The organism is Microbacterium sp. ARD31 (assembly GCF_031844425.1).
The window spans coordinates 364,449-386,325 of the sequence record NZ_JAUZVE010000004.1 but is presented as its reverse complement, the minus strand read 5'-3'; the positions used below and the strand labels follow the sequence as shown (position 1 = coordinate 386,325).

Below are 21,877 nucleotides of genomic sequence, written 5' to 3'. Positions count from 1 at the left end.
CGGGTATCGCGGACGGGAATGGACGAGGCGCTCTTCCAAGGCTGGGGATGCGCGGTGCGTGAGGTGCTGGCCACGTTCCGAACCTATCGTCCGTCGGGCCAGGTCGGAACCCGCCCGGCCGGGTGCGGGCTCACTCGGCGCGGAACAGGCGCATCGTCGTACCCGTGAGGGTGACGATGTCACCCGGGTCGAAAACCGGGCAGGATTCGTCCGGAATCTCGTCCGCGCTGGACCACAGCGACACGTAGCGCTTCACGCCGTCGATGGCGGGCAGGGTCACCTCGATCGGGGTCTCGTTGCCGTGGATCATCAGCAGGATGCGGTTGAAGTCCTCGTTCTCGGGGGTGGACGCCGCCACGTACTGCAGTGTGCGGTGGGCGGGGTTGGTCCACCGCTCGATCGACATCGTCTCGCCGTGCTCGTCGTACCAATCCATCACGGATGCCGAGGGCGTGTACTCGTCGTCGCGGGCGAACCGGCTCGGGCGCAGTGCGGGGTTCTCCTGACGCAGCCGGATCAGGCGGCGCACGTGCGAGTGGAGTTCCCGCTGCCACGGCGCGTGGTCCCACGACAGCCAGGTGAGCGCGGAGTCGTGGCAGTAGGCGTTGTTGTTCCCTCGCTGAGTGCGTCCGAACTCGTCGCCGGCGGTCAGCATCGGCACGCCCGCCGACAGCAGCAGGGTGCCGAGGAGGTTGCGCATCGCCTTCCTGCGGGTGGCGAGGATGCCCTCGTCGTCCGTGCGCCCCTCGGCGCCGTGGTTGAAGGAGCGGTTGGTGTCGGCTCCGTCGCGATTCTGCTCGCCGTTGCCGAGGTTGTGCTTGACGTCGTACGAGACGAGATCGCGCAGCGTGAAGCCGTCGTGGGCGGTGACGAAATTGATGCTGGCCAGGGGGCCGCGCTCGTGGGTGAAGGTGTTGGACGATCCCGCCAGACGTGTGGCGAAGCCGCCGATGCCGACGGGGGCCGTCGAGGCCCGCCGGGCGTAGTCGACATCGCTCAGCCAGAAATTGCGCACGCGGTCGCGGTACCGGTCGTTCCACTCGTGCCAGCCCGGACCGAAGTTGCCTGTCTGCCAGCCGCCCATGCCGACGTCCCAGGGCTCGGCGATCTTCTTGACGTCCGCGAGTGCGGGGTCCTCGCGGATGGCCCGCAGCAGCGGATGCTCCGGAGTGAAGTGGTGGGCACCGTCCCGCCCGAGCGTGGTGGCCAGGTCGAATCGGAAGCCGTCCACCTGCACGTCGTTCGCCCAGTACCGCAAGGAATCCAGAATGAGCCGCGCGGCGGCATCCGTCGCGGTGTTCACCGAGTTCCCGCACCCGGTGACGTCCACATACGCCCCGTCGTCCTGCTGCCGGTAGTACGACCGGTTGTCGATGCCGCGAAGGCTGGTGCGCGGCCCGCCGAAGCCCTCTTCCGCGGTGTGGTTGTACACGACGTCGAGGATGACCTCGAGCCCGGCTTCGTGGAGCAGCCGCACCATGCCCTTGAACTCCCGCAGCACGGCCTCCGGGCCCTCGCGGCGCGCGTTCTCCGTCGCGTACGGAGCATGCGGGGTGAAGAAGTTGACGCTGTTGTAGCCCCAGTAGTTCGACAGCCCGTGCTGGAGCAGGCGCGGCTCCGTCGCGAAGGCGTGGACGGGGAGGAGTTCGACCGCCGTCACGCCCAACGAGAGGAAGTGCTCGATCATCGCCGGGTGAGCCAGCCCCGCGTAGGTGCCGTGCAGGGCCGGGGGGACATCGGGGTGCCGCTTGGACAGACCCTTCAGGTGGCCCTCGTAGATCACGGTGCGATCCATGGGGGTGGCGGGTTTGCGGACGCCGCCCCAATCGAAGCCGCCGTCGACCACCACCGCGCGCCAGTCGGCGATGCCGTCGCCGACGAGGCCCCTCGCATACGGCTCGACCAGCAGTGCGCCGCGATTGAACGCGTTCCCCGGACCGGTCGGGCCGTCCACCCGGATGGCGTAGCGGGTGCCCGGACGAAGGAGCGGCGTCGTCACGGTCCAGACGCCGCCGGCGTCCGGTTCCAGCGGTATGACGTCCACGGCCCAATCGATGTCGCTGTCGTCGAAGACGACGAGTTCCAGCGCCTGGGCGTGCCCGGACCACACACGCAGGGTGCCGCCGGCAGGACCGAGGACGACGCCGAGGTCGTCCAGATCGGCGGCGAGGAGGCCCGGTGCTGCCAGGGCCGACAGCTCGGGTCGGGACATGCGATCTACAGTAGTGACGCCAAGAGTCGCTCGGGTACCGGCGGAACGGGGGTGAAGGCCGTGATCTACCTCGATCATGCGGCGACCTCGCCTCTGCGGGCCGAGGCGCGTGAGGCATGGATCGCCGCGGCCGAGACGACCGGCAACGCGTCGTCGATCCACGGGTCCGGACAGGCCGCGCGGCGCGTGCTGGAGGACGCGAGGGAGCGCTTGGCCGGCGTCCTCGGCTGCGACCCGATCGAGATCGTGTTCACATCCGGCGGGACCGAAGCGGTCAATCTCGGTGTCACCGGGCTGTGGCGAGCTCCCGCGGCACGAGGGCAGGCGATCGTGCTCCCGGACGGCGAGCACCATGCCACGCTCGACACCGTCGCCGGCCTCGCCGAGAGCGAGGGGGCCGAGGTCCGGCCGGTCGGTCTCGACCGGCGGGGACGCATCCCGGTCGACGCGTTCGAAGCCTCGCTGGGCGAGGCGCGCCTCGCGACCGCGCTCGCCGCCAACAACGAAGTCGGCACCGTGAACGACGTGGCCGCGCTCGCCGCCGCCGCAGCCGCGGCCGCCGTCCCCCTCCATGTCGACGCCGTCGCCGCCTTCGGACACGTTCCCGTCGACTTCGCCGACTGGCGGGGGGATCCCGCCGGCCGCGGGGGGCTGGTGGCGATGAGCGTGTCGGCGCACAAGGTCGGCGGACCCACCGGTGTGGGCGCGCTCGTGGTGTCGCGGCGGGTGGTCCTCGCACCGCTGATCCGCGGCGGGGGACAGCAGCGCGGGCTCCGCGCCGGCACTCAGGATGTCGCCGGGGCCGCAGCCTTCGCCGTGGCGGCGGAACTCGCCGAGCGGGAGCGCGCGCAGGAGGCGGTGCGGCTGGCCGCGCTGCGTCGCAGACTCGTGACGTCCGCCACGTCGATCCCCGGGGTCGAGCTGCTGGGCGACCCCGAGGAGCGCATTCCCGGAAACGCGCATCTGCTGTTCGCCGGAGCGCGAGGCGAGTCGCTGCTCTTCCTCCTGGACATGGCCGGGATCAGCGTGTCGACGGGTTCGGCCTGCCAGGCGGGCGTGCCGGAGCCCTCGCACGTGGTGCGGGCGCTGGGCCGCTCCGAAGAGGAGGCCCGCCAGGTGCTGCGCATCTCTCTGGGGCGCACGACCACCGAGGCCGACGTGGCTGCCCTGGCGGCCGCGCTCCCGGACGCGGTCGCGCGGGCCCGGGGGAGTGCATCCGGCCCCCGTTCAGCCGGGCATTCGTAGACTGGGCGGATGCGTGTACTGGCGGCCATGAGCGGTGGAGTGGATTCCGCGGTCGCCGCCGCGCGTGCCGTCGATGCCGGACACGATGTCGTCGGGGTGCACCTCGCGCTGTCGCGCGCGGGCGGGACCCTGCGCACCGGCAGCCGCGGATGCTGCACGATCGAGGACGCGATGGACGCCCGCCGTGCCGCCGACCGACTCGGAATGCCCTTCTACGTGTGGGATTTCTCGGAGCGCTTCCGCGACGACGTCATCGAGGACTTCGTCGCGGAGTACCGGGCCGGCCGCACGCCGAACCCCTGCATGCGCTGCAACGAGCGGATCAAGTTCGCCGCACTGCTCGAACGTGCGCTCGAACTGGGTTTCGACGCGGTCTGCACGGGTCACTACGCCGCGCTCGTGGACGGACCCGACGGGCGGGAGCTCCACCGGGCGTCCGACGCCGCGAAGGACCAGTCCTATGTCCTCGGCGTCCTCACCGCCGAGCAGCTCGCCCACACGCTGTTCCCGCTGGGCGACACGCCCAGCAAGGCCCTGGTGCGCGCCGAGGCGCAGGAGCGCGGCCTGACGGTCGCGCAGAAGCCCGACAGTCACGACATCTGCTTCATCCCGGACGGCGACACGCGCGGCTGGCTGGCGGAGCGCGTGGGGGCCGAGACGGGCGAGATCGTGGACCGCACGGGAGCGGTGGTGGGGTCGCACCCGGGGGCGCACGCGTTCACCGTCGGCCAGCGTCGCGGCCTGCAGCTCGGTGTGCCCGCACCGGACGGCAAGCCGAGGTTCGTGCTGGAGGTGCGCCCGATCACCAACACCGTGGTGGTCGGCCCCAAGGAGGCGCTGGCCACCTCTCGCATCTCCGGCGCCCGTTACTCATGGGCGGGTCGGCCGCAGCCCGACGGCGTCTTCGTCTGCGACGTGCAGATCCGCGCGCACGCCGACCCCGTCCCCGCGGTCGCCACCCTCGCGGACGGCATCCTGGCCGTGGTCCCCGATGTCCCGTTCGACGGTGTCGCCCCGGGGCAGACCGCGGTGCTCTACGACGGCACACGCGTGATCGGCCAGTTCACGATCGACACGACGGTCTCCGCGGAGGCCCTCCCCGCGTGATGTCGGCGCCCGCGCCTACACTTGCCGGGTGGCTGGCGAATCTATCGACGCATCCGAGCTCGAGGCGCTGGGCCTCGACGACGCACGCGCGCAGGCGCGGCTGCTGACCGACAGGATCCTCGACGCCCGCGAGGCGTATTACGGCTCCGATACGGTGCTGGTCGACGATGCCACCTACGACGGATGGATGCTGCGGCTCGAAGCGCTCGAAAGACTCCACCCCGAGCTCCAGGGGCAGGATTCCCCGACCCTCACCGTCGGCGCCGCGACGCAGACGCTGTTCGCGCCCGTCGAGCACGCGCAGCGCATGCTCAGCCTCGACAACGTCTTCAGCGACGAGGAGTTCGCGGCTTGGGCCGCGCGCGTGCAGAAGGCGGCGGGACGGGATGTGCCGTTCCTGTGCGAGCTGAAGATCGACGGCCTGGCCTTGTCGCTGCGGTATCGGCGCGGCCGGCTGGTCTCGGCGGCGACCCGTGGTGATGGGCGCGTGGGGGAGGACGTGACGGAGAACGTCGTGCGTATCGCGGGGATACCCGAGACGCTTGCGGGCGACGGTCATCCCGACCTCGTCGAGGTGCGCGGCGAGGTGTTCTTCACCGTCGCGGACTTCGCGGCGCTCAACGAGTTCCAGCAGGAGCAGGGGGACCGCCTCTTCGCCAACCCGCGCAACGCCGCATCCGGTTCGCTCCGGCAGAAGACCGAGGGCAAGAACGAACGCCAGCTGCACGCGATGCGCGAGCGCCTTTCGCGCCTGCGGATGACGGTGCACGGCATCGGCGCGTGGCCGAACCCGCCCGTGACGACCCAGAGCGAGGTGTACGGGTTGCTGGGCTCCTGGGGCCTTCCCACGAGTCCGTACTTCCGTGTGGCAGCCGGCGCCGAGGAGGCCGCGGACTTCATCCGCCATTACGGGCAGCATCGGCACGACGTGGAGCACGAGATCGACGGCATCGTCGTCAAGGTGGACGAGCTGGCTCTGCAGGCCGAACTCGGACAGACCAGCCGCGCGCCGCGGTGGGCGATCGCTTACAAGTACCCGCCCGAACAGGTCAACACCATTCTGCTCGACATCGTCGTCTCGGTCGGGCGGACCGGTCGTGCGACGCCTTTCGCCGTGATGGAACCGGCGCGCGTGGCCGGTTCTGTGGTTCGGCAGGCCACACTCCACAATCAGGACGTCGTGAAGGCGAAGGGCGTGCTCATCGGCGACACGGTCGTGCTCCGCAAGGCCGGCGACGTCATCCCCGAAGTGCTCGGGCCCGTCGTCGAGCTGCGCGACGGCACCGAGCGCGCGTTCGTCATGCCTCGGGAGTGCCCCGAGTGCGGGTCGCCGCTCCGCCCCGCCAAAGAGGGCGACATCGATCTGCGCTGTCCCAACGCGCGCTCGTGTCCGGCGCAGGTGCGTGGTCGCGTCGAGCACATAGGCTCCCGAGGGGCGCTCGACATCGAGGGTCTGGGGGAGGTCTCGGCCGCCGCCCTCACCCAGCCGGTCCGCCCCGACACCCCGCCGCTGGTCACCGAGGCGGGCCTGTTCGATCTCCGGGCCGAGGACCTGTTCGGCATCGACGTGGTCGTCCGCGACGCCGAGACCGGTCTGCCGCGCCTGCTGGCAGACGGGACGCCCGACACCCGATCGCCCTTCCGGCGGCAGCGGAAGAAGTCCGATCCTCCCTTCGACGAGTCCCTGCCGTTCGACGGGGACGCGACATCGGTGCTGTCGAAGTCGGCTGTCGAACTGCTCGCCAACCTGCAGACGGCCAAGACGAAAGAGCTCTGGCGCTTCCTCGTCGCCCTGAACATCCGGCACGTCGGCCCGGTCGCCGCCCGCGCGCTCGCGCAGTGGTTCGGCTCGCTCGACGCTATCCGTGCAGCCGGGCGCGACGAGCTGGCGGCGGTCGACGGCGTGGGAGGGATCATCGCGGACGCGGTGACGGAGTGGTTCGAGGTCGACTGGCATCGCGACATCGTGGAACGCTGGGCTGCCGCCGGCGCGCAGCTGAGCACGCCCGGCCACCCCGGGCCCGGAGCCGCCGCCGCGAGCGGCGGTGTCCTCGACGGGGTCACCGTCGTCGCGACCGGGAGCCTCGAGGGGTACACCCGCGAAGGCGCGCAGGAGGCCATCATCCGTGCAGGCGGCAAGGCGGGTTCGAGCGTGTCGAAGAAGACCGACTTCGTCGCGGCGGGCCCGGGCGCCGGATCCAAACTGGCCAAGGCCGAAGAGCTCGGCGTCCGCATCATCGATGCCGACCAGTTCCATCGCCTGGTGACCGAAGGCCCCGCCGCGCTGGCTGAGCCCGCCCCGGATGCCGGGTGAGCACACCGGCACGGTCCAGGGTGCGCCGCGGGCGCTCGTAGGATGGTGGGGTGTCGGAAATCACCCCAGATCTCGTGCGCCACCTCGGCGTGCTCGCCCGGATCCAGCTGAGCGACGAGGAGGTCGAGCGCCTGACCGGTCAACTCGATGTCATCGTCGACAACATCGCCAAGGTGTCCGAGGTCGCCACGCCCGACGTGCCGGCGACCAGCCACCCGATCGCGCTGACGAATGTCTTCCGCGCCGACGCCGTCGGCGACCAGCTCAGCCAGGCCGAGGTGCTGGCCAACGCCCCGGATGCCGCCGACGGACGCTTCCGGGTGACCGCCATCCTCGGTGAGGAGCAGTAAGGATGACGATGACGGATCTGACCAAGCTGACCGCGGCCGACCTCGCCGACCGACTCGCCGCGCGGGACGTCTCGAGTGTCGAGGCCACCCGGGCGCACCTCGACCGAATCGCCGCCGTCGACGGCGACATCCACGCGTTCCTCCACGTGAGCGAGCACGCCCTCGAGGTCGCGGCCGACATCGATCGCCGACGTGCCGCAGGCGAGGCGCTGGGGCCGGTCGCCGGTGTGCCTCTCGCCATCAAGGACGTGCTCGTCACCACCGACATGCCCTCAACGAGCGGATCGAAGATCCTCGAGGGCTACATGTCGCCCTACGACGCCACCGTCGTGCGGCGTGCGCGCGAGGCCGGCCTGGTTCCGCTGGGCAAGACGAACATGGACGAGTTCGCCATGGGCTCCTCCACGGAGCATTCGGCCTACGGACCCACGCGCAACCCGTGGGATCTGGATCGCATCCCCGGCGGCTCCGGAGGAGGCTCGGCCGCGGCGGTCGCCGCGTTCGAAGCGCCTTTGGCCCTCGGTTCCGACACCGGCGGGTCGATCCGTCAGCCCGCGCACGTCACGGGCACCGTCGGGCTCAAGCCGACCTACGGCGGTGTCAGCCGATACGGCGCCATCGCGCTCGCCTCCAGCCTCGACCAGGTGGGGCCCGTCACCCGCACCGTGCTGGATGCCGGCATCCTGCACGATGTCATCGGCGGTCACGATCCTCACGACTCCACCTCGCTCACCGACGTCTGGCCCTCCTTCGCCGCCGCCGCGCGCGAGGGTGCCCGAGGCGACGTCCTCAAGGGGCTTCGCGTCGGCGTCATCTCGGAGCTGCCTGACAGCGGCTTCCAGCCGGGCGTCGCGGCATCCTTCCGGGCCGCGCTGGAACTCATGCAGGCGCAGGGCGCCGAACTCGTCGACGTCAGCGCGCCGCACTTCGAGTATGGAGTCGCCGCCTATTACCTCATTCTCCCCGCGGAGGCATCGAGCAACCTCGCGAAGTTCGACTCGGTGCGCTTCGGCATGCGGGTGGACGTGCCGGGCGGCACCGTCGAGGACGTCATGGCGGCGACCCGCGACTCCGGCTTCGGCGACGAGGTGAAGCGCCGCATCATCCTCGGCACCTATGCGCTCAGCGCCGGATACTACGACGCCTACTACGGCTCGGCGCAGAAGGTCCGAACCCTCATCCAGCGCGACTTCGACCGTGCGTTCGCCGAGGTGGACGTGATCGCGACGCCGTCGGCGCCGACGACGGCTTTCCGGTTGGGTGAACAGCTCGAGGACCCGATGCAGATGTACCTCAACGACGTCACCACCATTCCGGCGAACCTCGCGGGAGTGCCGGGTATCTCGATCCCCTCCGGCCTCGCCGAGGAAGACGGTCTGCCCGTGGGCATCCAGTTCCTCGCCCCCGCTCGCGAGGACGCGCGCCTGTACCGCGTCGGAGCCGCGCTGGAGGCTCTTCTCGTCGACTCATGGGGCGGCGGTCTTCTCGACCGCGCTCCGGCGCTGGGAGGTGCCCGCTGATGGCCAAGGCCGATCTCATGGACTTCGACAAGGCACTGGAACTGTTCGAGCCCGTCCTCGGATTCGAAGTCCACGTCGAACTGAACACCCGGACGAAGATGTTCTCGGCGGCGGCGAACCCCGCCCACGCCGACAACCACGGCGCCGGCCCCAACACGCTCGTGGCGCCGGTCGACATGGGGCTTCCGGGTGCGCTCCCCGTCGTCAACGCCGATGCGGTGCGATCCTCGATCAGCCTCGGCCTCGCGCTGGGATGCTCCATCGCGCCCTCCAGCCGGTTCGCGCGCAAGAACTACTTCTACCCGGACCTCGGCAAGAACTACCAGATCTCCCAGTACGACGAGCCGATCGCGTTCGAGGGTCGGATCGAGGTGGAGCTGACCGACGGCTCGATCGTGGAAGTCCCGATCGAGCGCGCCCATATGGAGGAGGATGCCGGCAAGCTCACGCACGTCGGCGGGTCGACCGGCCGCATCCAAGGGGCCGAGTACTCCCTCGTGGACTACAACCGCGCCGGTGTGCCTCTGGTCGAGATCGTGACCAAGCCGATCTTCGGCGCCGAGCACCGCGCTCCCGAGATCGCCAAGGCGTACGTGCAGACCATCCGCGACATCGTGCTGTCGCTGGGCATATCCGAGGCGCGCATGGAACGGGGCAATCTGCGATGCGATGCCAACGTGTCACTGCGACCGCGCACTCCCGAAGGAGAGGCACCCGCACCCCTGGGAACCCGCACCGAGACGAAGAACGTCAACTCGATGCGCTCGGTCGAACGTGCTGTCCGCTACGAGATCCAGCGTCAGGCGGCCATCCTCGCCGAGGGCGGGACGATCATCCAGGAGACGCGTCACTGGCATGAGGACACCGGCACGACCAGTGCCGGCCGGCCGAAGTCCGACGCCGACGACTACCGCTACTTCCCCGAGCCCGACCTCCTTCCCGTCGAGCCGACCGACGATCTCATCGAAGAACTCCGGGCAGCCCTGCCGGAGCCGCCGGCCGCCCGCCGTCGCCGTCTGAAGGCGGAGTGGGGATACACCGACCTGGAGTTCCAGGATGTGGTCAACGGAGGTCTGCTGACCGAGGTCGAGTCCACGATCGCCGCCGGCGCCGCGCCCGCTTCCGCGCGCAAATGGTGGACGGGCGAGATCACACGACTCGCCAATGCGTCCGGACGCGAAGCCGCCGAGCTCGTGTCTCCGGCGGATGTCGCGGCCCTGCAGGGCCTCATCGACACCGGGACGCTCACCGACAAGCTCGCCCGGCAAGTGCTCGAGGGCGTCATCGCGGGCGAGGGCACTCCGCAGGAGGTGGTCGATGCCCGGGGACTCGCCGTGGTCTCGGACGACGGTCCGCTCCTCGCCGCGATCGATGAAGCCCTCGCCGCCCAGCCGGACGTCCTCGCCAAGATCCGCGACGGCAAGGTTCAGGCGGCCGGAGCCATCATCGGTGCGGTCATGAAGGCGATGCGCGGGCAGGCTGATGCCGCCCGTGTGCGGGAGCTCGTGCTGGAGCGCGCCTCGGCGTAGCCGCGGTCCACCCGGCGCGAGTCGGCGGTCCGGGAGAGAATCGGCCTATGGGACGAGGAGACGGAACCGGTCGGCTCGTGTCGGCGGCCGATGCCGACGACACCGGCGCCGGCATCCTCCACGTCGATATGGACGCGTTCTACGCCGCCGTCGAAGTGCTCGACGACCCCTCGCTGCGGGGCAAGCCGATCATCATCGGCGCCCCGGAGGGGCGGGGCGTGGTCTCGAGCGCGTCGTACGAGGCTCGACGGTTCGGGGTGCGCTCCGCGATGCCGGTGGGACAGGCTCTGCGCCTCTGTCCGACCGCGATCGTGGTGCCACCGCACTTCGCCAGGTATGTCGAGCTCTCGGGCCAGGTCATGCAGCTCTTCCGAGACGTGACGCCGCTGGTGGAGCCGCTGTCGATCGACGAGGCCTTCCTCGACGTGCGGGGGGTGCGACGGCTGTGGGGAAGCCCGGGTGTCATCGCCCGTGACCTTCGCCGCCGGGTGAAGGAGGAGACCGGACTCACGTGCAGCATCGGCGCGGCGGCCACGAAGCATGTCGCCAAGATGGCCTCCACGATCAGCAAGCCGGACGGGCTCCTCATCGTCGCGGAGGCGGACACCGCTCGATTCCTCGCGCCGCGCTCCGTGCGTGCCCTCTGGGGCGTCGGCCCCAAGGCGTCCGAGGCGCTGGAAAGTCGCGGCATCCGGACGGTGAGCGACGTCCTCGCCACTCCCCGGCCGGTGCTCGAGCGGGCGCTCGGCCCCGCGATGGGCGAGCGGATCTGGCATCTCGCCCGCGGAATCGACCCTCGACAGGTCGACACCCTTCGCGTCGAGAAGAGCGTCGGCCATGAGGAGACGTTCGACGAGGACGTGACGGACGCCGTCGTCCTGCGTACCGAACTGCGTCGGCTCGCCGATCGGGTGGGTGCCCGCCTGCGTCACGGCGGGTGGGAGGCTTCGTCGGTGGCTGTCAAGGTGCGGTTCTCCGACTTCACCACCATCTCCCGGTCACTGACGCTGTCCGAGCCGACCGCAGTCGGACAACGCATCGGTCGGGCCGCTCTGGATCTGTTCGCCGCCGTGGACCAGGCCCTTCCCGTCCGGCTGATCGGTGTACGGGCCGAACGGCTGGTCCCGGCCGGAGCGGCGCCTCCGGCCCTCTGGGACGATGACGAGGAGTGGCGGCGGGTCGAGGACGCCCTCGACGGAGCGGCAGCGCGATTCGGGCGGGGGGCTGTGACGCGTGCAGCGTTGCTCGGCACCGCCCGAGGCGGTGGGACGCTGCCTTCGCACCCACGCGTGCCGCACCCCGAGGAGAACGGATCGGACACCGATCGCGCGCGCCTGGGCAGGCGCGCCTCTGACGAGTAGCGTGGACACATGCCCAACATCGCACTCGAACTCGCCAAGCAGTCCGCCGCGCTCGGAGTCACCAGCGCCTATGGAGAGCAGCAGGACGTGGATGGGGTGAAGCTCATCCCTGTCGCCCTTACGTGGACAGGATTCGGCGGCGGCTCCGACGAGTCCGGCAACGGCGGCGGCGGGGGAGGGGGATACACGTTCCCGGTCGGCGCCTACGTGCGCCGGGGCGATGACCTGCGCTTCGAGCCCAACCTGGTATCGCTGCTGGCCGTCGGCATCCCGTTCGTCTGGGTCGCCGGACGTGCTCTCAGCCGTGTCATCCGCGCCCTCAAGAAGTAAGCCGGACCCCCTCGCCCGCGCGCTGGACACCGCCGCGACGCAGGTGCTGGCGGACGTCGTCAGGTTGTCCGCCGCGAATCCGGTCATCTTGATCGACGGTCGCAGCGGCGCCGGCAAGTCCTCGCTCGCCCGCCGGCTCGTGGCGCGCTGGCCTGGGCGGGGACGCGTGCAATCCGTGGCCATGGATTCGATCTATCCGGGCTGGGACGGCCTCGACGCAGGGGTCGAGGCCGCCTTCGCCTCGATCCTGCATCCGCACGCGCGAGGGCTCATCGGGGTCTGGCAGCGGTGGGACTGGGAGCGGAGCGAGCATGCGGAGGCCCACGCCATCGATCCGTCGCTTCCGCTGATCGTCGAGGGTGCGGGCATCCTGACCGAGAAGACGGCCAGGCTGGCCGACGTCAGCGTGTGGCTCGACGCGCCGGCTGCCGCACGACGGCGCCGTGCGCTCGACCGCGACGGGGAGGCGTACCGGCCCCACTGGGAGCGCTGGGCGCATCAGGAGAGCGTGCACATCGACCGGGACGACCCGCGGGCACGAGCGACCCACGTCTTCGAGGTGCCGTGACTCAGTTCGCGCCGTCGACGGCGCGGACGAGCCCTTCGAGGCGGTAGCCGAGCCACTCGTAGACGCCGAAGCGAGGGTCGTCGTCGTCATGGGCGGTGCCCTCCTCGACGCCGAGACGAGTCGCGAGCACCAGCCTCACGGCTGCGAGGGTGCGAAGCCACGCTTGCGTCTCGGTTTCGTCGAGCACCAGCCCGACGGTGTCGGTCGCGTCCGCATCGTCGTCCGCAACGGTCGCCGCACCTGTCAGCGACTCCATGACGGTCTCGGCGTCCGCGCGACGCCGTTCGAGGAGATCGGACGCGGTGAGCGAGCGGAACTCGGCTGCGGCTCGGGCGTCGTCGGGGTAGGCGGGGGGTGACAGGCGGCGCAGGGCGGGGTCGTCGCCGCCGGCGTCCGTCTCGGCCACGAGGTCGCGGAACTGCTTCACGAGGAGCCGCAGGTGCCGTGCTTCGAGACGGGTGATGTCGACGACGACGATGCGCCCCGTCACGTCGACACCCGGTTCACCGTGGCCCACAGCCCGTAGTCGTGCATCGCCTGCGCGTGCAGCTCCATCTGCTCGCGCGCGCCCTCGGCCACGACGGCGCGGCCTTCTCGGTGAACCGCCAGCATGAGCCGCTCGGCGACGTCCTTGGGGAAGCCGAAGTACTCCTGGAAGACGTGGGTGACGTAGCTCATCAGATTGACCGGGTCGTCCCAGACGACGGTCTGCCACGGCACGTCCGGGTCGACGACCCGCTCGAGGTCGAGGTCGAGGTCGGTGAGGGGAGCTGCGATGCGGGACATCACGCCCAGCCCAGTTCGTGCAGGCGGGCGTCGTCGATCCCGTAGTAGTGGGCGATCTCGTGAACGAGGGTCGTATGGACCTCGTCGCGCAGCTCGTCCTCATCGGTGCATGCGGCCAGGTGCGATTCGCGGTAGACGATGATCCGGTCGGGCAGTTCTCCCGCGGAGCCGTAGCGGTCGCGCTCGGTGAGCGACCATCCGTCGTACAGCCCGAGCAGGTCGAGACTGCCGTCGTCGGGACGGTCTTCGACGACGAACACGACGTTGTCCAGTCCGTCGACCATGTCGTCCGGAAGCGCATCCAGTTCGGCGACGACCAGCTGTTCGAACGCGACGGCATCCATCTCAAGCATTGGGGTGAGTAACGGGACTTGAACCCGCGGCCCCCTGGACCACAACCAGGTGCTCTACCAACTGAGCTATACCCACCATGTCTCCCACTCGCGTGGGCAACCAGACGATTCTCTCATATTCCGGACGCGAATGACGACACGACCGAGGCCGCGGCCGCGCGTGCGCCGTCGCTCGTGGGACCGGGTTCGGGCACGAAAACGGCCTGCCGGTAGTAGGCGAGTTCGCGGATGGACTCGAGGATGTCGGCGAGCGCGCGATGGCCGCCGTCCTTGGCCGGCGCATGGATGTACGCACGCGGGTACCAGCGTCGCGAGAGCTCCTTGATGCTCGAGACATCCACGTTCCGATAGTGGAGCCAGCGGTCGACGCGCGGCATGTACTTGGCGAGGAACATGCGGTCGGTGCCGATGGTGTTCCCGGCCAGCGGAGCCTTTCCCTCGATGGGGGCGAACCGCTGGATGTACTCGAGGACCTGGAACTCGGCGTCGGCGACCGTCACGCCATGCGGGATCTCATCGAGCAGCCCGGACGAGGCATGCATCTTCGTCACGAAGTCGTTCATGTGCTCGAGCGCCGAGGCGTCGGGGCGGATCACGATCTGGAATCCCGGGTCGAGTGGTCGAAGCTCGAAATCGGTCACCACGACGGCGATCTCGACGAGTTCGTCGACCGCGAGGTCGAGTCCCGTCATCTCGCAGTCGATCCATACGAGACGATCGTTGTCGGAGCCCCCCACCATGGGGACCATCCTAGCCACGGGGCGGGACACGGTCGCCGTCCGCGCGTCCCCCAGAGGTGATTCGAACACCTGACCGGCGGATTAGAAGGCCGCTGCTCTATCCACTGAGCTACTGGGGGTCGCGTTCCAGATTACCGGTTCGCACATCGCGGATCGGGTCTTCCGCCCACCCGTGAGCTGGCGTAGCGTTCGTGTCAGGAGCATCGGAAGGAGTTCTCCCATGAGCACCACGGAAACCCACCACGCCCTCTGGGTCGCCTACGGGGCGTCCGGCGTCGTCGGCACGATCCGCAAGAGCGACGAGGGATACACCGTCACGATGGCCGGGGCCGACGAGGCCGCCGGCACCTATCCCACGATGGAGATCGCCAAGGGCGCGCTGCATTCCCACATGACGCCGGGCAGCGATTGGCCTCAGTTCCGGGAGCACTGACCCCACCCGTCCCGGCAGCCGGCCGCAGGATCACCGGACCGGGGCGATGCGTCGGCGCGATCGATCGGATCCGCCGCTCCGGCCGGCAGTCCGCCATGGGCGCCTGGTGTCGAGCGCGCGCAGCGCGACGTGCACGAGCGGGCCGATCAGCACCGCGAACAGCACGGTTCCGACGCCGACCGTGCCGCCGAGCGACCATCCGAGCGCGAGCACGGACAGCTCGACGCCGGCGCGGCACGCCCAGATGGGCCATCCGAAGCGGGTGTGCAGGCCCGTCATCAGCCCGTCTCTCGGACCCGGCCCGAAACGCGCCCCGATGTACAGGCCCGACGCGATCGCGACCATCACGATCCCCGCCAGAAGCATCGCCCCTTGCCCGACGAGACCCTGAGCCAGCGGCAGGGCGCCGAGCGTGAGCTGCATGGACGTTCCGACGAGCAGGATGTTGGCGATGGTGCCGATCCCGGGTCGCTGCCGAAGCGGGATCCACGCCGCCAGGACGGCGAGTCCGATGATGTTGGTGACCCACCCGACACCGACGCCTGTCAGTGCCGACATCCCCTCCGCGAGGACGGTCCACGGGTCCACACCCAGTCCGGCGCGCACCGTGAGTGCGCATCCGGCGCCGTAGAGGGCGAGCCCGACCACCAGCTGCAGAATCCTTCTCGTCACAGGTCGATCCAACTCCACTATTGGATGCTGCGCGGCAGTCCAATTCAGATATCGTGGCCGGATGGACTCTCGCATCTCGGCTCGCGCGCTGGCGTCGGCGTTGGGGGGCTGGCGGACGCGAGAACCCGCGTACGAGGCGCTCGCGGACGGCATCCGCCTGCTGTGTCTGGACAATCGTCTGCCCCCGAGGACGACGCTGCCCGCCGAGCGCGAGCTCGCGGCGATCCTGCAGCTCAGTCGCAGCACGGTGGCCGCCGCGTATGGGAGCCTGCGCTCCACAGGTCACATCGCGAGTCTGCGCGGGTCGGGGAGCGTCACTCTGCCGCTTCGTCGCCACGACCCCGCGCTCGTCGAGCCCGGGGTCGGTGCGATCGACCTGCAGCAGGCCAGTCCCTCCGCGTGGCCAGGCCTGGCGGGGGTGATGTCCGAGGCCGCGAGCGGTGCCGCCGCGCTTGTTGCCCGCGTCGGCTACGACGTCGTCGGCAACGCGGGGCTCCGCGCGGCCGTGGCCGAGCGCTACGCACGGCGCGGGATCGACACACGTGCGGAGAACATCCTCATCACGACCGGGGCGCAGAGCGCCATCCACCTCCTGGCGGCGGTCCTCCTCGGTCGGGGTGACCGCGTGCTCGTGGAGACTCCGACCTATCCGCACGCGGCTGAGGCGCTCCGTCGCGCCGGGGCCCGGCTGGTCGGGGTCCCCGTGACGACGGACGACGGCTGGGATCTCGATCGTGCGCAGCAGGCGTTCGCCCGCACGCTCCCGGTGCTGGCGTACCTGATGCCCGATTTCCAGAACCCGACGGGCCGGTCGATGTCTCCGCTCGAACGGGCGACGATCCGCAGCGCCGCCGACGGCGCGGGCACCGTGATCGTCGTGGACGAGACCACGTCCGAGCTCGACATCGACCGGCCGCCTATGGGGGCGGGCGATCCGCTCAACGACAGACGGATCGTGCGGATCGGGTCGCTCGGCAAGACCGTGTGGGGCGGGCTCCGTGTGGGCTGGATCCGCGCCGATGCGGAACTCATCCGTCGGCTCGCTGCGGCGCGGCCCGCGCACGAGCTGGGGACTCCGGAGTTCGAGCAGGCGGTAGCCGTGTCCCTGCTGGAACGGTTCGAGGACATCGTCATGCAGCGAGCCCAGCTTCTCGGCGCGGGGCGGGACACGCTCGTGACCGCGCTGAGCGCGGCGCTGCCCCAGTGGCGGGTGCCGGAGGTCCATGGGGGTGTGTCGTTGTGGACGGAGCTGGATGCTCCCCTCAGCCCGGCGCTCGTCATGGATGTGCGCACACGCGGACTGCTGCTCTCGGCGGGGCCGAGGTTCTCCGTCGACGGCGGACACGAGCGTCACCTGCGCATTCCGTTCACGGCGCCGGGCGGCGACCTCGTCCGCGCGGTCGAGATCCTCGCCGAGGCGTGGCCCCGCGTGCGCGACAGCGCCCCCACCTCGGTCCACCGCCAGATGGAGCCGGTCATCTGACGTCGACGGGTCAGCGGCTGTCGTGCAACGCCGAGACGGCGTCGTCGGCGGACCAGAAATCGCCGATGTCGACGAATCCGTGCGCCGCGAAACGCAGTCGTCGCGCGCGGTAACGGTCGTCGTCGAGGCGCTGCAGGTGGCCGATCACCACCCCGCGTCCGTCGACGACGCGCCATAGCGAAGGGCCGGCGCCGATCAGGCGAACCGGACGGGGGCGCCCGAGCGCCGGCGGCGTGCGTGGCTCGGCGAGGGCGGGTGGCGTGTGCATCGGCTGCCCCGTTTCCTGTCGTGTCCGCCCACGCTATGGGCAGGCTCCGACATTCGCGGCCGGCCGTGTCGCCCCCTGTCCTCCCCAGCCCCGATCCCGGTCGCGATCCTCCACAGCGCCGGCTCCCGCGTCGGGTTCGCCCGTCGGGCAGGACAGTCTGATCGTGGCATCGGTGACCGGCGGGCACCCGGCCACCGATGCCACCGGGGACGGTCCCCGGATCAACGAACGGGAGATGACATGTACGACACGATCACGATCACCGGAAACGTCGCCACGCCGCCGGTGCAGAGGACGCTGCCCAGCGGGGTGACGGTCACCTCTTTCCGACTGGCGAGCAATCGGCGTCGACTCGACCGCGACAGCGGTCAGTGGATCGACACCGGTACGTCCTGGTACTCGGTATCGGCGTACCGTCAACTGGGCGAGCACGCAGCGGCGTCGCTGCAGAAGGGAGAGAGCGTTCTCGTCACCGGCCGCCCGCTCGTTCGGGAGTGGGAGAACGACTCCAAGCGCGGGACGTCCGTCGACATCGATGCCGAGTCGATCGGCCACGACCTGCGCTTCGGCACGAGCGCGTTCGTGAAGCGCTCCCGTCCGCACGCCGGCGCATCCGACGGCGGGGCGGGCCCGCAGGCATGGGCGGTGCCCGGATCCGCACCGGAGTCGACCGACGCGTGGGAGACCACCTCCCTGCCGGACTCTCTCGACGCCATCGCCGAGCCGGAGAGCACGTCCGCCGATCCGGTGCCGTTCTGAACGTCGAGGCGGGCGGTGTCGGAGCCCTTTCGCGGAGCGCTTTAGACTCGCCCCGTGGTCCGATTCCTCGAGCATCATCGTCCACGACCCCGGGCTGCGGGCCGGGCGGTCGCCGCGCTGGCGGTGCTGATCGTCCTCAGCGGGTGCGCTGCGACGCCTGAACCCGAGCCCACGACCGCCTCGTCGAGCGCCGGTCCGGCACCGTCGGCCTCACCGGGGACCACGCCGGTTCCGGAGCCGACGACGGTTGACCCGGAGGCGTCGGCCGAAGCGAACCTGCCGGTGTTCCGCGGGGTGGTGGAAGACGTGTGGGGGAGCGGTGACCGGGCTGCGGGACGGGCCTACATCGACGCGCTGGTCACGGCGGGCTTCGACAAGACGCAGATGGAGCTCACGCCCGACACCTCGACGGTGGGAAATCCCGCCGAGAGCATCCAGTTCTCGGTGCGGTGGGGAGATGACTGCCTCATCGGCCAGGTGGGCCCGGCCACCGGCGAGCCGCTGTCTACCGTCGTGCCCGTCCTCGTCGAGGGGCGCTGCCTCGTCGGCGAGACCCGTCCGATCGACTGGTAGCCGCGCCCGCCGACCGTTGCCGCGATCGGTCGAACGTCGGTCCACAGCACGGCCGGTAGGCTGGGGGGCTGACGTGTGAAGACCGACGAAAGCAGAAACCCGCATGGCTGAGTACATCTACTCGATGGTCCGCGCTCGTAAGGCGGTCGGCGACAAGCTGATCCTCGACGACGTCACGATGGCATTCCTCCCGGGCGCCAAGATCGGCATGGTGGGCCCCAACGGCGCCGGAAAGTCGACGATCCTCAAGATCATGGCGGGCTTGGACACACCCTCCAACGGCGAGGCCAAGCTCAGCCCCGGGTTCAGCGTCGGCATCCTCATGCAGGAGCCCGAGTTGGACGAGACCAAGACCGTTCTGGAGAACATCCAGGACGGGATCGCCATCAAGGCCAAGCTGGACCGCTTCAACGAGATCTCCGCACTCATGAGCGATCCGGACGCGGACTTCGACACGCTTCTGTCCGAGATGGGGACGCTCCAGGAGGAGATCGACGCCGCCGACGCGTGGGACCTGGACTCCCAGCTCGAGCAGGCGATGGACGCGCTGCGCACTCCTCCCGGGGATGCGGAGATCGCCCCCCTCTCGGGCGGCGAGAAGCGGCGCGTCGCGCTGACCAAGCTGCTGCTCCAGAAGCCCGACCTGCTGCTGCTGGACGAGCCGACCAACCACCTCGACGCGGAGAGCGTGCTGTGGCTGGAACAGCACCTGCAGAAGTACCCCGGTGCCGTCATCGCCATCACGCACGACAGGTACTTCCTCGACAACGTGGCCGAGTGGATCGCCGAGGTCGACCGCGGGCGCCTCATCGGATACGAGGGCAACTACTCGACGTATCTCGAGAAGAAGTCCGAGCGCCTCGCGATCCAGGGCAAGAAGGACGCGAAGCTCGCCAAGCGCCTCGCCGAGGAACTGGAGTGGGTGCGCTCCAACGCCAAGGGCCGCCAGGCCAAGTCCAAAGCGCGCCTCGCGCGCTACGAGGAGATGGCCGCCGAGGCGGACCGCACTCGCAAGCTCGACTTCGAGGAGATCACGATCCCGCCGGGTCCGCGGCTCGGGAGCATCGTGATCGAGGCGAAGAATCTCAAGAAGGGCTTCGGCGACCGATCGCTCATGGACGGGCTGAGCTTCAGTCTGCCGCCGAACGGCATCGTCGGTGTGATCGGCCCCAACGGTGTGGGAAAGACCACGCTGTTCAAGACGATCGTCGGACTCGAGCCGCTCGACGGCGGCGATCTGAAGATCGGCGAGACCGTCAAGATCAGCTACGTAGACCAGTCCCGCGCGAACATCGATCCCAACAAGACGCTGTGGGAGGTCGTGTCCGACGGGCTCGACATCATCACCGTCGGCAAGACCGAGATCCCCTCGCGCGCCTATGTCTCGAAGTTCGGCTTCAAGGGCCCCGACCAGCAGAAGAAGGCCGGTGTGCTGTCGGGCGGCGAGCGCAACCGCCTCAACCTCGCGCTGACCCTGAAGGAGGGCGGCAACCTCCTCCTGCTCGACGAGCCGACGAACGACCTGGACGTCGAGACCCTGCAGTCCCTCGAGAACGCCCTGTTGGAGTTCCCCGGCTGCGCGGTGGTCATCACGCACGACCGGTGGTTCCTCGACCGCATCGCCACGCACATCCTCGCCTACGAGGGGACCGACGAGGACCCCGACCGCTGGCACTGGTTCGAGGGCAACTTCGAGGCCTATGAGGAGAACAAGATCGAGCGCCTCGGACCGGATGCGGCCACGCCCCACCGCTCCGCGTACCGCAAGCTCACTCGTGACTGACGCGTCCGCGCCTGCAGCCGCCGAGCCTCGCGCGCGGCGGCTGCACATCCCCATCCACCTGCGATGGGGTGACCTGGACGCGTTCAACCACGTCAACAACACCGCGATGCTGAAGCTCCTCGAAGAGGCGCGGGTGCGGGCGTTCTGGCTCCCGGGCCTGGGCGAACAGGCCCCGCCCACGGCGGTGCTGGAGTCCGGCATCCACAGTGGAGTGCTCACCCTCATCGCGCGCCAGGAGATCGAGTACCTCGCCCCGGTGCCGTATCAGCGGGACCCGCTCGACGTGCAGATGTGGTTCGGCAAGCTCGGCGGGTCGAGCATCGAGGTCTGCTACGACGTGATGAGCCCCGTCGGCCGTGCGCAGACCCTGTACGCGCGCGCCACGACCGTCGTGGTCAAGGTGGATGCCGGATCGGGACGCCCGATGCGGCTTTCGGCGCAGGAGCGCGCCGCCTGGGAGCCGTACCTCGGGCCCGCGATCGACTACGCGCACCGCGGTTAGCCGGCCGGTCACGCCGGACGGCCACCGCCGTCGGCCGGGGTGCGCACCATGATCTCCTGCGCGACGCTCGCCAGAAGCGTGCCCTCAGCCGAGTAGATCCGCCCGGTCGCGAGACCCCGCCCGCCGCGGGCGCTGGGCGATTCCTGCGCGTACAGCATCCACTCGTCGGCGCGGCCGAAGCGATGCCACCACATCGCGTGGTCCAGGCTCGCCACCTTCAGTCCGGGTGTGGCCCAGGACAGACCGTGGGCCCGCAGGATCGACTCCTGGATGGTGAGGTCGCTGAGATAGGCGAGTGCGGCACGGTGGACGGCCGGATCGTCGGTGATCGGCCGGCGCACCTTCACCCAGACCGCCTGATGGGGCCGACGAGTGTCGTCAGCGGCGAGGTAGATCGGCCCGGGCACGTGGCGCAGGTCGATCGGGCGATCCGTGAACAGCCGCTTGGACATCGGATGCAGGCCCTTCAGGTGCGATTCGATGTCGGGCAGTTCGTCGGGACCCGGAATGCCGGCGGGCATGTCCGCCTGATGATCGACGCCGGGGTCCTCGTCCTGGAACGACGCGATCATCGAGAAGATCGGGACCCCGTCCTGGAACGCCTGGGTCCGACGGGTCGAGAAGGAACGTCCGTCGTGGATCCGATCCACCGCGAAGGTGATGCCCTTCGCAGAGTCGCCGGGGCGGAGGAAGTATCCGTGCATGGAGTGGACGATGCGCTCGTCGGGCAGCGTCCGCTCCGCGGCGACGATGGCCTGTGCGAGGACCTGCCCGCCGAACACGCGGCCGAGCGGCATGGACTGCGACACTCCCGTGAAGATGTCCTCTGTGGTGCGGGCGTCCGATCCGGCGAGGTCGAGCACGGCGAGCATGGACGCGACGGGATCGCTGTCGCTCGACGACACCGGGGTATCGATCGGATGCTCGTCGGTCACAGAATGTCCGCCTCTCGTATCGCGCGGTCCGGTGGTCCCCGGATCGCTTGGTAG

Annotated in this window: 23 protein-coding genes and 2 tRNA genes; 15 read left to right on the top strand and 10 right to left on the bottom strand. The window is 69.9% G+C overall.

Going from position 1 to position 21,877, the window contains the following annotated elements; genetic code table 11:
* Nucleotides 1-130 precede the first annotated feature (130 nt).
* Nucleotides 131-2,212: a glycogen debranching protein GlgX gene (glgX, locus tag Q9S36_RS15435; protein ID WP_311285848.1), complete on the bottom strand. Its 2,082-nt coding sequence runs from the start codon at nucleotides 2,210-2,212 to the stop codon at nucleotides 131-133.
* Nucleotides 2,213-2,272: 60 nt separating this feature from the next.
* On the opposite strand from glgX, the gene Q9S36_RS15430 reads away from it, so the two are divergent.
* The 9 genes from Q9S36_RS15430 to Q9S36_RS15390 are packed head-to-tail and all read left to right on the top strand — an operon-like array spanning nucleotide 2,273 to nucleotide 12,536.
* The gene (locus Q9S36_RS15430; protein WP_311285847.1) at nucleotides 2,273-3,457 is read left to right on the top strand and encodes a cysteine desulfurase family protein; all 1,185 of its coding nucleotides are present in this window, start codon (nucleotides 2,273-2,275) and stop codon (nucleotides 3,455-3,457) included.
* Nucleotides 3,458-3,466: 9 nt separating this feature from the next.
* Complete coding sequence (gene mnmA, locus Q9S36_RS15425) at nucleotides 3,467-4,564, top strand: tRNA 2-thiouridine(34) synthase MnmA (RefSeq protein WP_311285846.1); 1,098 nt, start codon at nucleotides 3,467-3,469, stop codon at nucleotides 4,562-4,564.
* 28 nt (nucleotides 4,565-4,592) lie between these two features.
* Nucleotides 4,593-6,878, top strand: coding sequence for an NAD-dependent DNA ligase LigA (gene ligA, locus Q9S36_RS15420; RefSeq protein ID WP_311285845.1), 2,286 nt, complete (start codon nucleotides 4,593-4,595; stop codon nucleotides 6,876-6,878).
* Between the two features lie 50 nt (nucleotides 6,879-6,928).
* Nucleotides 6,929-7,228 (top strand): Asp-tRNA(Asn)/Glu-tRNA(Gln) amidotransferase subunit GatC, encoded by a 300-nt coding sequence (gatC, locus tag Q9S36_RS15415; RefSeq protein ID WP_311285843.1) that lies wholly within the window; start codon nucleotides 6,929-6,931, stop codon nucleotides 7,226-7,228.
* Nucleotides 7,229-7,236: 8 nt separating this feature from the next.
* Nucleotides 7,237-8,748 carry an Asp-tRNA(Asn)/Glu-tRNA(Gln) amidotransferase subunit GatA gene (gene gatA / locus Q9S36_RS15410; protein ID WP_311285842.1) on the top strand — a complete coding sequence of 504 codons (1,512 nt, stop codon included), beginning with the start codon at nucleotides 7,237-7,239 and terminating at the stop codon, nucleotides 8,746-8,748.
* Nucleotides 8,748-10,277 carry an Asp-tRNA(Asn)/Glu-tRNA(Gln) amidotransferase subunit GatB gene (gatB, locus tag Q9S36_RS15405; protein ID WP_311285841.1) on the top strand — a complete coding sequence of 510 codons (1,530 nt, stop codon included), beginning with the start codon at nucleotides 8,748-8,750 and terminating at the stop codon, nucleotides 10,275-10,277. Before gatA ends, gatB begins: the two co-directional genes overlap by 1 nt.
* A 47-nt stretch (nucleotides 10,278-10,324) precedes the next feature.
* Nucleotides 10,325-11,638 carry a DNA polymerase IV gene (locus tag Q9S36_RS15400; RefSeq protein WP_311285840.1) on the top strand — a complete coding sequence of 438 codons (1,314 nt, stop codon included), beginning with the start codon at nucleotides 10,325-10,327 and terminating at the stop codon, nucleotides 11,636-11,638.
* A 9-nt stretch (nucleotides 11,639-11,647) separates the two neighbouring features.
* Nucleotides 11,648-11,968 (top strand): hypothetical protein, encoded by a 321-nt coding sequence (locus Q9S36_RS15395; RefSeq protein ID WP_251449936.1) that lies wholly within the window; start codon nucleotides 11,648-11,650, stop codon nucleotides 11,966-11,968.
* Nucleotides 11,943-12,536, top strand: a complete 594-nt coding sequence (locus Q9S36_RS15390) for a hypothetical protein (protein WP_311285839.1) — start codon at nucleotides 11,943-11,945, stop codon at nucleotides 12,534-12,536. Before Q9S36_RS15395 ends, Q9S36_RS15390 begins: the two co-directional genes overlap by 26 nt.
* Before the next feature lies 1 nt (nucleotide 12,537).
* On the opposite strand, the gene Q9S36_RS15385 is transcribed toward Q9S36_RS15390, so the two are convergent.
* From Q9S36_RS15385 to Q9S36_RS15360, 6 genes are all read right to left on the bottom strand, one after another.
* Nucleotides 12,538-13,026, bottom strand: coding sequence for a DUF2017 family protein (locus tag Q9S36_RS15385; RefSeq protein ID WP_311285838.1), 489 nt, complete (start codon nucleotides 13,024-13,026; stop codon nucleotides 12,538-12,540).
* The gene (clpS, locus tag Q9S36_RS15380) at nucleotides 13,023-13,322 is read right to left on the bottom strand and encodes an ATP-dependent Clp protease adapter ClpS (protein ID WP_311285837.1); all 300 of its coding nucleotides are present in this window, start codon (nucleotides 13,320-13,322) and stop codon (nucleotides 13,023-13,025) included. The genes Q9S36_RS15385 and clpS overlap by 4 nt, the downstream gene beginning before the upstream one ends.
* Nucleotides 13,322-13,675, bottom strand: a complete 354-nt coding sequence (locus tag Q9S36_RS15375; RefSeq protein ID WP_251449930.1) for a metallopeptidase family protein — start codon at nucleotides 13,673-13,675, stop codon at nucleotides 13,322-13,324. Before Q9S36_RS15375 ends, clpS begins: the two co-directional genes overlap by 1 nt.
* Nucleotides 13,676-13,751: transfer RNA gene (locus Q9S36_RS15370), tRNA-His, on the bottom strand.
* A gap of 37 nt (nucleotides 13,752-13,788) precedes the next feature.
* A complete protein-coding gene (gene orn / locus Q9S36_RS15365; protein WP_251449929.1) occupies nucleotides 13,789-14,415 on the bottom strand; it encodes an oligoribonuclease in 627 nt (208 codons plus the stop codon).
* Between the two features lie 46 nt (nucleotides 14,416-14,461).
* Nucleotides 14,462-14,534, bottom strand: a tRNA-Arg gene (locus tag Q9S36_RS15360).
* A gap of 101 nt (nucleotides 14,535-14,635) precedes the next feature.
* On the opposite strand from Q9S36_RS15360, the gene Q9S36_RS15355 reads away from it, so the two are divergent.
* The gene (locus Q9S36_RS15355) at nucleotides 14,636-14,848 is read left to right on the top strand and encodes a methyltransferase (protein ID WP_311285836.1); all 213 of its coding nucleotides are present in this window, start codon (nucleotides 14,636-14,638) and stop codon (nucleotides 14,846-14,848) included.
* 30 nt (nucleotides 14,849-14,878) lie between these two features.
* On the opposite strand, the gene Q9S36_RS15350 is transcribed toward Q9S36_RS15355, so the two are convergent.
* Nucleotides 14,879-15,520: a hypothetical protein gene (locus Q9S36_RS15350; RefSeq protein WP_311285835.1), complete on the bottom strand. Its 642-nt coding sequence runs from the start codon at nucleotides 15,518-15,520 to the stop codon at nucleotides 14,879-14,881.
* 61 nt (nucleotides 15,521-15,581) lie between these two features.
* Between Q9S36_RS15350 and Q9S36_RS15345 the strand changes: the two genes are divergently transcribed.
* Complete coding sequence (locus Q9S36_RS15345; RefSeq protein WP_311285834.1) at nucleotides 15,582-17,003, top strand: PLP-dependent aminotransferase family protein; 1,422 nt, start codon at nucleotides 15,582-15,584, stop codon at nucleotides 17,001-17,003.
* A gap of 10 nt (nucleotides 17,004-17,013) precedes the next feature.
* On the opposite strand, the gene Q9S36_RS15340 is transcribed toward Q9S36_RS15345, so the two are convergent.
* On the bottom strand, nucleotides 17,014-17,271 hold the full coding sequence (locus tag Q9S36_RS15340) for a hypothetical protein (protein WP_311285833.1): 258 nt from the start codon (nucleotides 17,269-17,271) through the stop codon (nucleotides 17,014-17,016).
* A 240-nt stretch (nucleotides 17,272-17,511) separates the two neighbouring features.
* Between Q9S36_RS15340 and Q9S36_RS15335 the strand changes: the two genes are divergently transcribed.
* From Q9S36_RS15335 to Q9S36_RS15320, 4 genes are all read left to right on the top strand, one after another.
* Nucleotides 17,512-18,030, top strand: a complete 519-nt coding sequence (locus Q9S36_RS15335; RefSeq protein WP_311285832.1) for a single-stranded DNA-binding protein — start codon at nucleotides 17,512-17,514, stop codon at nucleotides 18,028-18,030.
* A 54-nt stretch (nucleotides 18,031-18,084) separates the two neighbouring features.
* Nucleotides 18,085-18,603, top strand: a complete 519-nt coding sequence (locus tag Q9S36_RS15330; protein WP_311285831.1) for a DUF6993 domain-containing protein — start codon at nucleotides 18,085-18,087, stop codon at nucleotides 18,601-18,603.
* 103 nt (nucleotides 18,604-18,706) lie between these two features.
* Complete coding sequence (gene ettA / locus Q9S36_RS15325; protein ID WP_251449921.1) at nucleotides 18,707-20,386, top strand: energy-dependent translational throttle protein EttA; 1,680 nt, start codon at nucleotides 18,707-18,709, stop codon at nucleotides 20,384-20,386.
* A complete protein-coding gene (locus Q9S36_RS15320) occupies nucleotides 20,379-20,888 on the top strand; it encodes a thioesterase family protein (protein ID WP_311285830.1) in 510 nt (169 codons plus the stop codon). Before ettA ends, Q9S36_RS15320 begins: the two co-directional genes overlap by 8 nt.
* Nucleotides 20,889-20,896: 8 nt before the next feature.
* Here the strand turns inward: Q9S36_RS15320 and Q9S36_RS15315 are convergent, their stop codons facing one another.
* Nucleotides 20,897-21,760, bottom strand: coding sequence for an acyl-CoA thioesterase II (locus Q9S36_RS15315; protein ID WP_311285899.1), 864 nt, complete (start codon nucleotides 21,758-21,760; stop codon nucleotides 20,897-20,899).
* Nucleotides 21,761-21,877 lie beyond the last annotated feature (117 nt).

What these genes read in the sequence shown, in the direction of transcription:
- glgX (WP_311285848.1), bottom strand. Translation starts at nt 2,212, where the DNA reads ATGTCCCGACCCGAGCTGTCGGCCCTGGCAGCACCGGGCCTCCTCGCC.
- mnmA (WP_311285846.1), top strand. Translation starts at nt 3,467, where the DNA reads ATGCGTGTACTGGCGGCCATGAGCGGTGGAGTGGATTCCGCGGTCGCC.
- gatA (WP_311285842.1), top strand. Translation starts at nt 7,237, where the DNA reads ATGACGGATCTGACCAAGCTGACCGCGGCCGACCTCGCCGACCGACTC.
- gatB (WP_311285841.1), top strand. Translation starts at nt 8,748, where the DNA reads ATGGCCAAGGCCGATCTCATGGACTTCGACAAGGCACTGGAACTGTTC.
- Q9S36_RS15400 (WP_311285840.1), top strand. Translation starts at nt 10,325, where the DNA reads ATGGGACGAGGAGACGGAACCGGTCGGCTCGTGTCGGCGGCCGATGCC.
- Q9S36_RS15395 (WP_251449936.1), top strand. Translation starts at nt 11,648, where the DNA reads ATGCCCAACATCGCACTCGAACTCGCCAAGCAGTCCGCCGCGCTCGGA.
- clpS (WP_311285837.1), bottom strand. Translation starts at nt 13,322, where the DNA reads ATGTCCCGCATCGCAGCTCCCCTCACCGACCTCGACCTCGACCTCGAG.
- Q9S36_RS15375 (WP_251449930.1), bottom strand. Translation starts at nt 13,675, where the DNA reads ATGCTTGAGATGGATGCCGTCGCGTTCGAACAGCTGGTCGTCGCCGAA.
- orn (WP_251449929.1), bottom strand. Translation starts at nt 14,415, where the DNA reads ATGGTGGGGGGCTCCGACAACGATCGTCTCGTATGGATCGACTGCGAG.
- Q9S36_RS15355 (WP_311285836.1), top strand. Translation starts at nt 14,636, where the DNA reads ATGAGCACCACGGAAACCCACCACGCCCTCTGGGTCGCCTACGGGGCG.
- Q9S36_RS15345 (WP_311285834.1), top strand. Translation starts at nt 15,582, where the DNA reads ATGGACTCTCGCATCTCGGCTCGCGCGCTGGCGTCGGCGTTGGGGGGC.
- Q9S36_RS15340 (WP_311285833.1), bottom strand. Translation starts at nt 17,271, where the DNA reads ATGCACACGCCACCCGCCCTCGCCGAGCCACGCACGCCGCCGGCGCTC.
- Q9S36_RS15335 (WP_311285832.1), top strand. Translation starts at nt 17,512, where the DNA reads ATGTACGACACGATCACGATCACCGGAAACGTCGCCACGCCGCCGGTG.
- ettA (WP_251449921.1), top strand. Translation starts at nt 18,707, where the DNA reads ATGGCTGAGTACATCTACTCGATGGTCCGCGCTCGTAAGGCGGTCGGC.
- Q9S36_RS15315 (WP_311285899.1), bottom strand. Translation starts at nt 21,760, where the DNA reads ATGCTCGCCGTGCTCGACCTCGCCGGATCGGACGCCCGCACCACAGAG.